The organism is Leptospira congkakensis (assembly GCF_004770265.1).
GTDB lineage: Bacteria > Spirochaetota > Leptospiria > Leptospirales > Leptospiraceae > Leptospira_A > Leptospira_A congkakensis.
Genome location: NZ_RQGQ01000004.1, coordinates 299,478 through 312,780 on the forward strand (window position 1 = coordinate 299,478; position 13,303 = coordinate 312,780).

10 protein-coding genes are annotated in these 13,303 nt (G+C 40.3%); 5 read left to right on the top strand and 5 right to left on the bottom strand.

Annotation, left to right across the window (positions count from 1 at the left end; all coding sequences use genetic code 11):
- The gene (locus tag EHQ70_RS02465) at positions 1–711 is read right to left on the bottom strand and encodes a queuosine precursor transporter (RefSeq protein ID WP_135583360.1); all 711 of its coding nucleotides are present in this window, start codon (positions 709–711) and stop codon (positions 1–3) included.
- A 144-nt stretch (positions 712–855) separates the two neighbouring features.
- Here EHQ70_RS02465 and EHQ70_RS02470 point away from each other — a divergent pair, with 144 nt between their 5' ends.
- Positions 856–2,418: a glycosyl hydrolase family 18 protein gene (locus EHQ70_RS02470; RefSeq protein ID WP_135583361.1), complete on the top strand. Its 1,563-nt coding sequence runs from the start codon at positions 856–858 to the stop codon at positions 2,416–2,418.
- Between the two features lies 1 nt (position 2,419).
- Entirely contained in the window at positions 2,420–3,451 is a 1,032-nt protein-coding gene (locus EHQ70_RS02475; RefSeq protein ID WP_135583362.1) for an L-threonylcarbamoyladenylate synthase, read from the top strand.
- An 8-nt stretch (positions 3,452–3,459) separates the two neighbouring features.
- Here EHQ70_RS02475 and EHQ70_RS02480 read toward each other — a convergent pair whose 3' ends face one another.
- Positions 3,460–5,094, bottom strand: coding sequence for a S49 family peptidase (locus EHQ70_RS02480; protein ID WP_135583363.1), 1,635 nt, complete (start codon positions 5,092–5,094; stop codon positions 3,460–3,462).
- A gap of 40 nt (positions 5,095–5,134) precedes the next feature.
- On the opposite strand from EHQ70_RS02480, the gene uvrA reads away from it, so the two are divergent.
- Positions 5,135–8,026: an excinuclease ABC subunit UvrA gene (gene uvrA / locus EHQ70_RS02485; protein WP_135583364.1), complete on the top strand. Its 2,892-nt coding sequence runs from the start codon at positions 5,135–5,137 to the stop codon at positions 8,024–8,026.
- A gap of 6 nt (positions 8,027–8,032) precedes the next feature.
- Positions 8,033–9,106 carry an acyl-CoA dehydrogenase family protein gene (locus tag EHQ70_RS02490; protein WP_135583365.1) on the top strand — a complete coding sequence of 358 codons (1,074 nt, stop codon included), beginning with the start codon at positions 8,033–8,035 and terminating at the stop codon, positions 9,104–9,106.
- A gap of 1 nt (position 9,107) precedes the next feature.
- Here EHQ70_RS02490 and EHQ70_RS02495 read toward each other — a convergent pair whose 3' ends face one another.
- The 3 genes from EHQ70_RS02495 to EHQ70_RS02505 are packed head-to-tail and all read right to left on the bottom strand — an operon-like array spanning position 9,108 to position 11,791.
- The gene (locus tag EHQ70_RS02495) at positions 9,108–10,067 is read right to left on the bottom strand and encodes a cation diffusion facilitator family transporter (RefSeq protein WP_135583366.1); all 960 of its coding nucleotides are present in this window, start codon (positions 10,065–10,067) and stop codon (positions 9,108–9,110) included.
- On the bottom strand, positions 10,060–11,109 hold the full coding sequence (locus EHQ70_RS02500) for an OmpA/MotB family protein (RefSeq protein ID WP_135583367.1): 1,050 nt from the start codon (positions 11,107–11,109) through the stop codon (positions 10,060–10,062). Before EHQ70_RS02500 ends, EHQ70_RS02495 begins: the two co-directional genes overlap by 8 nt.
- Complete coding sequence (locus EHQ70_RS02505; RefSeq protein WP_135583368.1) at positions 11,099–11,791, bottom strand: hypothetical protein; 693 nt, start codon at positions 11,789–11,791, stop codon at positions 11,099–11,101. Before EHQ70_RS02505 ends, EHQ70_RS02500 begins: the two co-directional genes overlap by 11 nt.
- A gap of 65 nt (positions 11,792–11,856) precedes the next feature.
- Between EHQ70_RS02505 and mgtE the strand changes: the two genes are divergently transcribed.
- Positions 11,857–13,260: a magnesium transporter gene (gene mgtE, locus EHQ70_RS02510; protein ID WP_135583369.1), complete on the top strand. Its 1,404-nt coding sequence runs from the start codon at positions 11,857–11,859 to the stop codon at positions 13,258–13,260.
- The last annotated feature ends 43 nt before the right edge of the window (positions 13,261–13,303 follow it).

Consider the following 13,303-nt stretch of genomic DNA (forward strand, 5'->3'; position numbering starts at 1 on the left):
CTACCCTGGTTGGATGGTCGATTCCAACCCTTCTTCTTCCATAGCCGAACGAAACATTTGGTTTTTCAATGTTTCCCCTAAATAACGATCAATATAGATATGAATGGCATAGAGAAGTGGTGTGATGAGGATGGCCACTCCCAATTTATAAAGAAAGTTGGTATTGGCAATAGAGATGAGTTTGGATACTGGATGGTATTTACCAAGCGCAATGAAGATCACCACATAAGAGTCAATGAGTTGAGAAATGATGGTGGAACCTGTGGCACGAAGCCAAATATGTTTTCCTCCCGTTTTTTTACGAAGGAAATGAAAGGTATGGAGGTCGATCATCTGACCAATCACATAAGCGATGATGGAACCAAGGATCACAAGGCCGGAATTGGCAAACACGCGTTCGAAGGAAGCATCATCAATGGGCGACTCAGGGCTTGCGGGAATTTGGATATCGATCACAATGAGGAGATAAGCAAACCCAAGCATTACCATTCCCAGAAAGGTTGTGGCCCGTACAACTTTGCGACCATAATACTCATTCAAAAGATCGGTGATGATAAAGGTAACTGGAAAAGGGATAACCCCCATAGTCATCGTGAATCCGAAGGCAAAAAATAATTTACTACCGGTAAGTTCGGCTAAAAGGAGAAAGGTGAGAAAAAAACTGAGAAGAACCGTATAAAGAATCACCGGTTTTTGTTTGAGAACATGCATAGATATCTTTTTCCTTTCTTTTTAATTTCGACTAGGAGAGAATCCCTCCTAAAAAATTATGGGATGAGAAATAGGTAGTGAGTGATCCCAATATTCTCTACTCTTTTTTTATCATACGATCGATAATCATACTAGAAGTAATTTATGTCCGAATCAGAAAACCCATCCACACCCAAACGTCCGCTGTCCAATGCAGCTAAATATACACTATTATTTGCCTCTTGGGTATTCCTTTCTGCTATCTCCTTTTATTTAGGAATGAATTTGATCCAAAATGATGGAACTGCTCTTGTTTTAAAAGATACTGCCAAAGCAGGAAATGCCAATCCTAGTGTTGTGGAAGCATCCACGCCTTCTCTTGGTACCCCATCTGAGATGGAAACCAAAGAGAGTGGAGAGAACCAAACCATAGAAGAATCGGCGGAATTACCTAATTTTCTTCCCGACGAAAATGTTTCGTTTCGTTCTTCTGCTTGGTCTACCGATTGGACCGCCATGAAAAAAACGGTTCATCTTTATAATGAAATCCATCCGTTTATTTATACAATGAAAGGTGGACTTTCCAATAATGGAGAGTTGATTTCTAGTTGGTCGAGTACTTCTAGAAAAGAAAGAGTCCAGGAACTTCGTGTTTTAAACCCAAATGTGAAAATCATACCGACCATCTTTCGTTGGGAAAATCCAAAAGAAAAAATCCAAGAAAACATTGGAATGGGCGGAAGGAACGACATTCGTGACCACCACATCCAAGTGATTGTAAACGAAATTATGACTTATGGTTATGATGGGATTGATATCGATTACGAAGGAATGTCTTGTGAGAAAAAGGAAAAGTTTGAAGAATTTTTTGTCCTTCTAGCTCGGGAAGTCCATAAAAAGGGAAAACTCATTTCGGTAGCGGTTCATCCTAAAACTCCTGCAGAAAAGAGTAAAAAGAAAGAACTGAATTGCCGTGGTCTTTCCAAACCAATCGCTCTTGATTTCCGAGAAAATTGGAGAGGTCCTACCACTCATGATTATGCTTTTCTCGCCAAACATGCGGACCGCGTAAAAATTATGGCTTACGAACTGCATCCAAGAAAATACCACAACCCGGGTCCTGGCCCGCAAGCTCCCAATGTTTGGTTAAAAGACATCATCACGTATGCTAAAAAAAGAGTGCCAACCCATAAACTCTATATGGCGATTCCCACTTATGGATATGACTGGGCTCTCAATTGTAAAGCATCCGCCAAAGCCATTTATCATTCCGATGCTCAAAGAATCAAAGCAGGGACACATAAAAATCGCCAACCAACGGATATCAATCGTATCTTAAACGAAGAGAACAAAGTGGCAAATTGGAAAAACTTATCTAAGTTTGCTGACATCCATAAAAATCGTGCTTATGAAGATCCTTCCCTTTGGTATACAAGTGGTGGATGTGACCGTGTTGCCTTTTATATGAACCGTAAAGCCTTCGAAGAGAAAATGACTCTCCTTCGTAAATATGATTTAGGTGGATTCTCTTTTTGGCAGCTTGTGACTGACAATGATCCAGAAATCAATGTGTATTTGAGTAAACTCGTCCAAGGCCAACTTCCTCCAGTAGAAAAAGCAAAAGAGGAAGAAGAACCAAAAGAAGAAACAACTCAAGCTGTTTCTGATACAAAAGAAAATCTAAAAGTTTCCGATTCTAAATCGAAAACCAAAACAAAAAAGTTTTAAAATGAAGACCTTAATCTCTTCGGATGTACGTTTGCTTGCGAACCTCATCCAAGAGGGAAAGGTGGTCATCTTTCCAACAGAAACCGTATATGGGATTGGGGCATCCACAAGAATGGAAGAGGCCTGTCGACGTGTTTATGAAATCAAAGGAAGACCGAAAGACAATCCCCTGATTGCCCATTTCCATTCTATTGAAGCCATTGAAGAGGTTTGTGTTTTAGGTGAACTTGGTCGGAAGTTATTCAAAAAATTTTCACCGGGGCCTCTCACTCTCATCCTTCCTAAAAAAGACAAATCACTTTTTCCAAAAGAATTGGACACTCTGGCAGTACGGATTCCCAAAAACCCCGTGATTCGCCATTGGATTGAACTATCTGGTGGGCCCATCTCAGCTCCCTCGGCCAATCTATCTGGTCGGCCCTCTCTTACAAAACTAACTGATGTTGTGCGATACTTCGAAGGTAAGGTGGATGGGATTCTCATCGCAGAAGAACCAAGTTATGGAATCGAGTCCACCGTAGTAAGCCTTGTGGGAGAAAATCCAACTCTCCTTCGCCCAGGTTCCATTGAATCGGAAGAACTAAAAAAATTGATCCCTGGCCTCGTTGTCCCCCATCTTTCCCAAACTTCTCCTGTTACTTCTGTTCCCTCTGTACCTTTAAGTCCAGGAACGAAATACAAACATTACGCACCGACAGCTATAGTGATTTTGGCATCTAGGGAGGAGTTTCTCCATAGTTTGGAAAAAGGGTTTGATCCCAAAGATACGGCTTGGATTGGTTTTTCCTTACAAGGTAAAGATAGAGAATATTCTTTGGCAAAAGAGATTCAACCAAATCAAGGAGATCGATCTGCTGACAATGAACATTTTTGTTTTGTTACAACTAATGAAGATTATGCGTCAAAACTTTATGCTTTTTTTGAAGCCTGTGATCTTGCCAAAATCCAAACCATCATTTGTGAAGTTCCAAAACTTGGGACTGGATGGGAAGGATTAATCAATCGTTTAGAAAAGGCATCCCTTAGAAAATAAAACAAAGTTTACTTTCGGTTTTTCCAAGCAAGGCGTACGGGACTTAAGAGAGAAACTTCGTTTAAAGACTCTAGAAATTTTAGTTCTGTCATAAGTCCCCCAAGAATAGGGATTTTGTTTTTTAAATTATAAGCAGGGAGTTCTTCCGTGAGTATAATTGGCTTTCCACCTAACCGTTCTTTTACTTCGTGAACGGCATCCAAAAGTCCCCCAAGGGAATCCACAATTTTGTTTTCTATTGTAGGCAAATACACTCGGCCCATTCCAATCTTTGGTAAATCTTCCAAAGGAATCTTTCGGCCTTCCGCAACTCGTCTGTAGAATAATCCTTCAATTTTTTTGATTTGGGATTCTAAATACTGGACACTTTGTTTGGAGAGAGGTTGGAATTCAGAATGGATGTCTCGAAAAGGATAAAATCCTACAGCCTCTTTATTCAATTGGAATCTTTTGTATAATTTCTGTAAGTTGGCGCGAATACTAACGGCTCCAATGGAACCTGTAATACAAACTGGCGAAGCTGTGATATGATCCACCGCCGAACCGATGTAATACCCACCACTGGCAACCGTATCTTTAAAATAGGCAGTGACAATTTTTGTTTTTTTAAGTTCCATAATTTCTTGGTGGATTTGTTCGGAATAGAAGGCGGACCCACCCGGAGAGGAGATTTCTAAAATAACGGCTTTTATTTTTTTATCTTCTGCAAGAGCTTTCAAATTTGGAATCAGAGAGAAGGCTTCGATTTTTCCGTTTTCTCTATTTTTATGCAAATAATCGCCACCCTCAATTCCTCCTTCTAAAGGAAGGACTACCACTTCCACCTTTCGTTTGGGGAAAATTCGAAATTCTTTAATAGAATGGTGGAGGGAAGGATAGTTTCCGGAAAATACCTTTCGGTCTTCTGAGAAAAATTCATTTTCTGTTTTGATCCCTGTAATGACTCCAGCAGACAAAAGTTCATCTGCTGATAACATTGGTTTGTAGAATAATGGTTCTAAGGATTTGTTTCCATTGGTAAGGGCGGTCAGTAAAACTTTTCTTAAATCTAAAATGAGTGTTTCTAAATTCTTTTTAGCCTCTTTGGAAAATTCTCCTCTTGTGAAACTTTCGGCAAAGGATTTGTATGGGCCAGAGGCAAAGGCTTGGACCTCGATTCCCCAGGCTTTTAAAAATTTACCAAAAAACATGGGTTCGGCGCTGGGAAGTAAAACCGTAAATTCAGATTCGGGTCCCAAAAACTTTTCAGTAGCTGCTGTTAATAGGAGTAATGTTCCAACGCCGCCTTCCTTGGCAAAGATCCGCACTTTTTTTCCGGATTCCCGAATTGCTAAAATTTGGTTTCTGACTTCATAAAACTCGGAGAGAGTCCATTCGAGTGGTGGTAACGAAATATCGAGGGTTTTGATTTTCCCATTTTTTTGAATGAGTTTTAAGAGGATGAGGAGTTCGAGTCTAGTGACTGTTTCTTCTTTGCCTTGAAATTTTTTGACAAAATAGGACTTGTAGGAATCTTCGAAAACAGCGGGAAATTCGATTTCATACACTTCTCGGCGTGATTGGAAGGCGAGGCTTAGACGTAGGTAAATCTGGTACAGAAGCCGGAAGGGTAGAAAAATTACCAAAAAAAGAATTCGAAACACGTGAGATCCTCTTCCGTCATTTCTTAAAATTCTTTCCAGAATGAAAGAGGAAAACAACCTATCCGTTGTGGATTCCTTTATTCGTATTCGCGGCGCCAGAGAACATAACCTTAAAAACGTAAACCTTGACATCCCTCGGGATAAACTTGTGGTCATCACTGGACTTTCGGGTTCTGGGAAATCATCCCTTGCCTTTGATACCATCTATGCGGAAGGGCAAAGAAGGTATGTGGAATCTCTATCCAGCTATGCTCGTCAATTTCTGGGGCAAATGGAAAAACCTGAGGTGGACCAAATTGAGGGACTAAGCCCCGCCATCTCTATCGAACAAAAAACAACCCATAGAAACCCACGTTCAACGGTGGGAACTGTTACAGAAATTTATGACTATTTACGACTGTTATATGCCCGCGTAGGAAAACCTCATTGTCCGAAATGTGGGACGGCAATTTCCAGTCTCTCCGTGGACCAAATCACCGACAGGATCAATTTATTTCCGGAGGGAACCAAACTCCAAATCATGGCCCCTGTCATCCAAGGGAAAAAAGGGGAACACAAAGAAGTCCTCGAACGTTATAAAAAAGAAGGATTCAATCGGGTGCGAGTGAATGGGGAAGTGTATTCCCTAGAAGATGAAATTCCTTTAAAGAAAAACTTCAAAGCGGATATCGACATCGTTGTGGACCGGATTGTCATGAAACCAGGGATCCAATCTAGATTGTCGGATTCTGTGGAAACTGCCTTAAAAACAGCGGAAGGGATCGTGGTTGTAGAAGACGGGGAGAAAGACCATTTATTCTCTCAAAAACTATCCTGTCCGAAATGTGATGATGTCAGCATTCCAGAACTCACTCCCAGACTATTTTCCTTTAACTCTCCGTTTGGTGCTTGTTCCAATTGTGATGGTCTTGGTGCCCTCTTGGAATTTGATGAATCCCTTCTTGTCACAGATCGTGAAGCTTCTTTGGCTGAAGGTTGTATTGAAGCTTGGGGAGGATCCAAATCCAATTCCTATTGGTATATGGCCACCATACAAGCGTTATCCAAAAAATTAAAATTCAATTTGAATACCGCTTGGAAAGATTTACCGGAGAAAGTTCGGAATACCATTTTACATGGAGATTCTTCCATTCATATTGATTATGATTTTCGTGGTGCCAATTCCCATTATGAATTTTCCAAAAACTATGAAGGTGTGATTCCTAACCTCAAACGTAGGTACAAAGAAACCAAATCAGATTCTATGCGCCAGTGGTTTGAGTCCTTTATGACCAATCACGATTGTGATGAATGTAATGGGAAACGCCTTCGTCCAGAAGCATTGGCTGTCAAAGTCCAAGGGATCGGAATTGATGCCTATACCGGATTTTCTATTGAAAAGGCCTTAAATTTTACCAAGTCCTCTGAATACAAAGGGGCAGAAGATACCATCTCCAAACCCATCTTAAAGGAGATTTTACAACGACTTCATTTTTTAAACGATGTGGGTGTTGGGTATTTGAATTTAAGTCGGGCCGCTGGAACTCTTTCCGGTGGTGAGATGCAAAGGATTCGCCTTGCAACTCAAATAGGTTCTCGCCTAATGGGTGTTTTGTATATTTTAGATGAACCATCCATTGGTCTCCACCAAAGAGACAATACCAAACTTGTCCAAACCTTAAAAGGCCTCCGTAACTTAGGAAATACTGTCCTTGTGGTAGAACACGACAAGGAAACCATGGAAGAGGCTGATTTTATTGTGGATATGGGCCCTGGGGCTGGAGTCCACGGTGGAGAAATTGTATCCTTCGGAACACCGGAACAAATCAAAAAAGACAAACATTCAGTCACAGGAAAATACCTTTCTGGGGAAAAGCGGATTTCTATGCCGGAAACTCGCCGGGTAGGAAACGGGAAGTTTTTAAAGATCACAGGAGCGACACATAACAACCTAAAGAATGTGGAAGTATCCATTCCGCTAGGGACACTAACGGTGGTTACTGGGGTTTCCGGTTCTGGGAAATCCACTCTTATCAATGAAATTCTTTATAAGGAACTCGCAAGTTCTGTGATGGGTATGAAGGTAGTTCCCGGAAAACACAAAAAGATTCTGGGTAAAGATCAAATTGATAAGGTCATCAATATTGACCAATCTGCGATTGGTAGGACTCCTCGTTCCAACCCTGCAACTTACACTGGTTTGTTTACATTTGTCAGAGATTTATTTAGTGGTTTGGAAGAAGCCAAGGTAAGGGGATATGGCCCGGGACGGTTTAGTTTCAACGTGGCTGGGGGACGCTGCGAAAAATGTGAAGGGGATGGAATCTTAAAAATTGAAATGCATTTCCTTCCAGATATTTATGTGGAATGCGAAGTTTGTAAGGGAAAAAGATACAACCGCGAAACCTTAGAAGTAAAATACAAGGGAAAACATATTTCTGATATTTTGGATATGACTGTAGAAGAGGCTGTAGTTTTCTTCGAAAATATTCCGAACCTCAAACGAAAACTAGATACCCTGATGGATGTGGGTCTTGGTTATATCAAACTGGGACAGGCTGCCACTACTTTTTCCGGTGGGGAAGCACAAAGGATCAAACTTTCCACAGAACTTTCCAAAAGACCCACAGGCAAAACTCTCTATATTTTAGATGAACCGACAACAGGCCTTCATTTTGAAGACATTGAAAAACTTCTCTCTGTTTTGCAAGTGCTTGTGGACAAAGGTAACTCCATGGTCATCATCGAACATAACTTAGATGTGATCAAAGCAGCAGACTATATCATAGACATAGGACCTGAGGGTGGAGACGGAGGTGGTGAGGTGATTGCTACAGGAACTCCCGAAGAGGTTGTTGCCGTCAAACGTTCGTTCACCGGCCAATACTTAAAAAAAGTTTTAGAAGAAGAAAAGGCTCTCGATGCCAAATTCTCCAAAAAGAAATCTAAGTAAGTTTTCGTGAATCCGACAAATGAGAATTTGATTTTAAAGTATGGGGAACCTGGTTCAATATACCCTAAAAATTTTACTCAAAGTGGATCCGTCGGATTTTATCGGAGCTGGAAACCCATCCTCATCCAGGAAGGTTACTACCATTTCCTTCTTGGTTTTGAATCCTATTTAGAATTCCAAAAAAAACTCTCAAGTCTTGCAGAAGAGCCGGTTGGAGTTTCCGTAAGCCTTTCTTGTATGGTAGAAGTGAATGTGGCCGGAGGAATCCTTGTCCATGCGAGCCGAATCCATCAGGAAAACCATAACCAAGATCAAAATCGGGATACGTTAACCCAAGAGGTTCTTCATTCCCTTTGGGATGGTTTCCGGGAAGGTAATTCCACCAAAATTTTTGCTGTGGGTGTGAGTGAACCGGGTTGGGAAACGAAACTCCGCAAGTTAAGTTCGGCCGTTAGAGAAGGAAAGTTATCCGGAACTAAATCCTTTATCACGAATGGAGCGGAAGCAGATACCATCTTTTGGGTGACTAAATCGGAAGAGGGAAATCCTGTTTATTTGGTCAAACGGAATCAAAATACAAAAAATCCAAACATAGAGGGTGAATCTAAGAGTTCTAATCAAACTAGTGAAGATTCCTTTCATACCGATTTCACTCCGTTAGTCACGCATCTCAAACTGACGTTATGCGAATATCCCATTTCTTCAGAAGATTTACTTTTAGAAAACTATGGAAAATTGGGAATGGAACTCCGACTCAAAGAACTCCTATCTCTTGTATCTTTACTGATTGGAAAATCAAAAAAAGTTTCTTTGGAAAATGGACTTGTGGCAGAGGAGAGAGAGAAACTCACCCTATGGCGAGACAATTTTTTATCTCAGTGCCAAGGAAATCCTGACACAGAATTTTTACTTTCTGGTTTTCCTTACCCGACACAAGGACTCCTTCTGGCCCTCAGCCAACATTGGGATTTAGCGTCGCCAAAAGACCTAAAGTCTGTGGATCCAGACTTTCAACTTTTTGTTTGGGAAGACCAGTTCACAGAGTATTTAATACAAAAGAAAAAACGAAAACTTTCTTAGCTTAATGATGGTGGTGGTCGTGTGCATGTCCATGACTATGCCCATGGTGGCCAAATTCACGTTCTGTTTCTCTGATAGAGATTTCTTCCAGTTTCCCTTTGAATGTTGCTGATAAGATTTCCACAGAAACAAAAGGAACTCCAAATTCGCTCTTAAGGACTTTATGGATTTCTAAAACAATTTTGTCCCTATCTGCATTTTTATCGACTAAGATCTGTAATTCGACAGAAAATACACCGGAAGTGAGTTTACGAACTGTAATTCCTGGAACAGATTCAATCCCAGGAAATACCCTGATATGCTCTAACAGATGTTCCTTGTCAAAATCGCTTGTGTCTGCTTCGATGAGAATCTCAATTGATTCTTTGACAATTCCGTAGGATGTTTTTAGGATAAAAATTCCAAGGATGATACTTAGGAAACTGTCCACTTCGCGAAATCCGGTGAAACGAATGATGAGAGCCCCAATGACAACAGCTAAGGTTCCCAAAAGATCAGTGAGAACATGTAAATAAGCTGACTTCAAATTTAAGCTAGTTTTACTCACTCCGACAAGTAGGCCTGCTGATATCAAATTGATTCCAAAACCGATCACAGCATAAACTAACATCGAATCGGCTTCGACATGAGTAGATCCTGAAAAACGCAAATAACTTTCATATAAAATAAAAATGGCAATTCCAATCAAAAGAATACCATTGAATAGGGCTGCCAGTACCTCAAAACGATGAAATCCAAAAGGGTATTTAGAGGTGGGTTTTTTAGAAGCAATGAGTAAGGCAAATAGGGAAATGATATGGGCAAAAACATCAGTAAAGATATGTCCCGCATCTGCAAATAGGGCTAGGCTTCCACTTTCTCTGGAACCAATCCATTCGATAAAAAATATGGCAATTGATAGAACACCGGATAGGCTTAAAAAAAATACCAACCGAGAACGTTTGGGTCTTGGTTTAGTCATTATTTGTGTTTAGTGACCCTGTGGCTCTTGGCACAACAACAATGTCAACTCGGCGATTGAGTGCTTTGTTTTCTTTAGTAGAATTGGGAACAATGGGTTGAAACTCACCATACCCAGCACTAGAAAAGTTTTTTGGGTTTAGGTTTTTGTTTTGTAACATGTATTCCAGAACAGATAATGCTCGTTCGCTGGAAAGGTGCCAGTTGTTTCTAAATTTTGTTTTGATAGGAACATTATCTGTATGTCCTTCTACAATAATATAGTTTTCAGGATAGGATGCGAGGATATCTCTGATTTTTTCGATTGCGGGAAGGATGGCTGGTTTTAATTCGGAAGATCCACTATCAAAGGAAATTTTATCATCGATATTAATGATAAGTTTGTTATGAAACCGTTTGAGACGGATTTGACCAGAGGTAATTTCCTTTGCCAATTTTTCTTCGAATTCTTTTGTTTGTTCCGCAAGTCGTTCCAATTCTCGCTTTTGTTCTTTGGTGAGTTTGCGAAGGGTTGCGAGCTCTTCTTCTAAATTACGAATCCTTTCTTTGAGTTCATCGATTTTGGATTCATAAGTTTCGCGAAGTTTTTGTTCTTTTTGCAAACATTCGCGTTCTTTATCTTCGAGTTTTTTCTTATAAGCATCTAAATCGGCCCGGTCTTTTTCCTCTCGTTTGCGGTTCTCGTCCGCGAGTAATCGTTCCTTGTCGGTTCCCTTTTTTTCAATACTACGAAGGCGCATATCATAATCGCGCATTTTGTCGGAATATTCATTTTGTTCTTTGGCACGGTTTCGTTTTTCAAGTTCCAAATCTTCTGTGAGATTTCGGTTTTGAGTTTGGAGGTCTTTTTTTTCCTCTTCCAAACGATTCAATTCGTTTTGGTGTTGTTTGCGAATGTCCGCAAGTTCCAATTCCAAAGCATATTTTTCTTTGTAGATTTGGTTGTATTCATAAGGGAAATAAATCCAATCCGCAGAAAGAGAGGATACGGATACAAATCCAAACAGGAAAAAAGCCTTCAGTGATGAGAATTTACTTCGCATCGTCAAAACTATCCTCTAAATTGACTTTTGGCAAACTTGGTGCTTCTGTTTTCACCCTTTCGAAATCGGAAACGCGGCGACGAGCATCTGATTTTTTCTCCGCGTATTGAGTTTCATAAATTTCTTTTTTGATATATTCTGGATCCGCAGGTGTTTTTCCTTGGGATTCTTGGAACTTAACTGCAATTTCAGAGCGAACTAATTCTAGTTCGGCGATGAGTTCCCCCAGGGCGGCTTCTTTCATTTCCAAATAAGCTTTGTCTTCTTTTTCTTTTTGGATCCAAGTTTTATAACGAGTTTCTTCTTTGGCCCTTTCTAACTCATGGGTTTGGCTTTCTTCCAAATATCGTTTGGAAGAGGCAGAATCCTCTTTCAAAACAAAATAGGTTTCTTTGGTACGAGACAAATCTCGTTGGGAGCCGTGTTTGTTGACTTTTGCCTGAGAGATTTTAATAGCTTGGCCTGTGAGAGCATTTGCCTTTCTCTGCGATGAGACTTCGTTGTTTAATTTGATGATTTTGTCTGTGAGAACTCTTGTGGCATTTTTCTGTTCTGAATTCATGACTTCGTCACGAACATAGGCATCCGGAACCTTACTGATTTTAGGTTCGAAGAGCACACATTGGGAAAAAACTAGGATAAGAAAAAGATTCGTTTTCAAAATTCGAACTCGTGCCGACATAGGATATAGCCTATGCTCCACGTGACATAACCGTCAATTGTAAATTTCAGGAAATCCGCTGATTTATGGAAGAAGAAAGAAAGAAAGAGTCCGAATTCCGTATCAAAATCGACAGAGAAAGCGATTCCTATGATGAGTTTGTCGCTGAGATCAAAAACCTCGTTTCATTAGAGGATTCCAAAAGACTGAAAGAAATGTTGGATGGAGCTCACCCTGCCGACATTGTCACTTTATTCCGTGATTTAGAAAGAGAAGAGGAATTATATCTTTTCCGCATCCTTCCCAAAGAAGACCAAGCCTATGCCCTCGTCAAAATGGAAGAGGAGACCTTAGAGTCTTTTTTAGAGGAACTTTCTGTTGATGAAATTTCAAATACTCTGGATCATATTGAAACGGATGAGACCACTTATCTTCTCTCCTATCTACCAAGCGCTAAACGTGAGTTAGTTTTAGCAAATTTAAGCAAAACCGATAGTTTTGAAATTCGTTCCCAGCTAGGGTTTCGTGAGTCTTCTGCCGGACGACTGATGTCCAAAGATTTTGCTACCGTTTCTATTAATGATAATGTCCGAAAAGGAATCATCAATGTTCGCAAAAAAGCCAAAGAAATCGAAGATATTTACCAAGTGTATGTAACTGATGAGGCAGGAGTTTTGGAAGGATTCATTCCTTTAAAAGATTTATTTCTCACTCCAATCAATACCAAAGTAGCAAAGATTACCAATTTTTCTGTCTTCGCATTTCATTACGATGTAGATCAGGAAGAGGTTGCTAATACCTTTAAAAAATATGATTTATTCAGTGCTGCAGTGACAGATGATTTGGGTAGGATCATTGGTCGGATCACGGTGGATGATGTTTTAGAAATCGTAGAAGAGGAAGCATCTGAGGATATCCTCCTCATGGCTGGGGTTTCGGAAGATGAAAGGTTGTCTACTCCCATTTTACAATCTGTGAAACGTCGTATCATATGGCTTAATGTCAATTTACTGACTGCTTTTGTGAGTTCTACTGTGGTTGCTTTTTTTGAAGATACCATTTCGCAAATTGTAGTACTTGCGACTCTTATGCCCATTGTTGCGGGACTTGGTGGGAATGCAGGAACACAATCCGTAACGGTCGTTATTCGGAATATTGCCACGGGAGACCTTTCTTTTTCCAATTGGTGGGAAGCTGTTCGTAAAGAATTTACTATTGGTGTTTTGAATGGACTTGTACTCGGAACCGTTACTGGCTGTATGATCTTTTTGGTGAAAGGGAATCTCGTACTTGGATTAGTGGTGGGAACTGCTATGTTTGTGAATATGATTGTGGCTTCATTGACGGGGTCTCTAGTTCCTATTTTTCTAAAAGCAATGCGAGTGGATCCAGCTATTGCTTCTTCTATCTTTGTCACCGCAACAACCGATGTTTGTGGATTTTTCTTTTTCCTCGGACTAGCCACAGTGTTTGCAAAATATTTAATTTAGGGATTCTCCTTTTCATTTTAAATTCTTGCCACGATGCGAAACT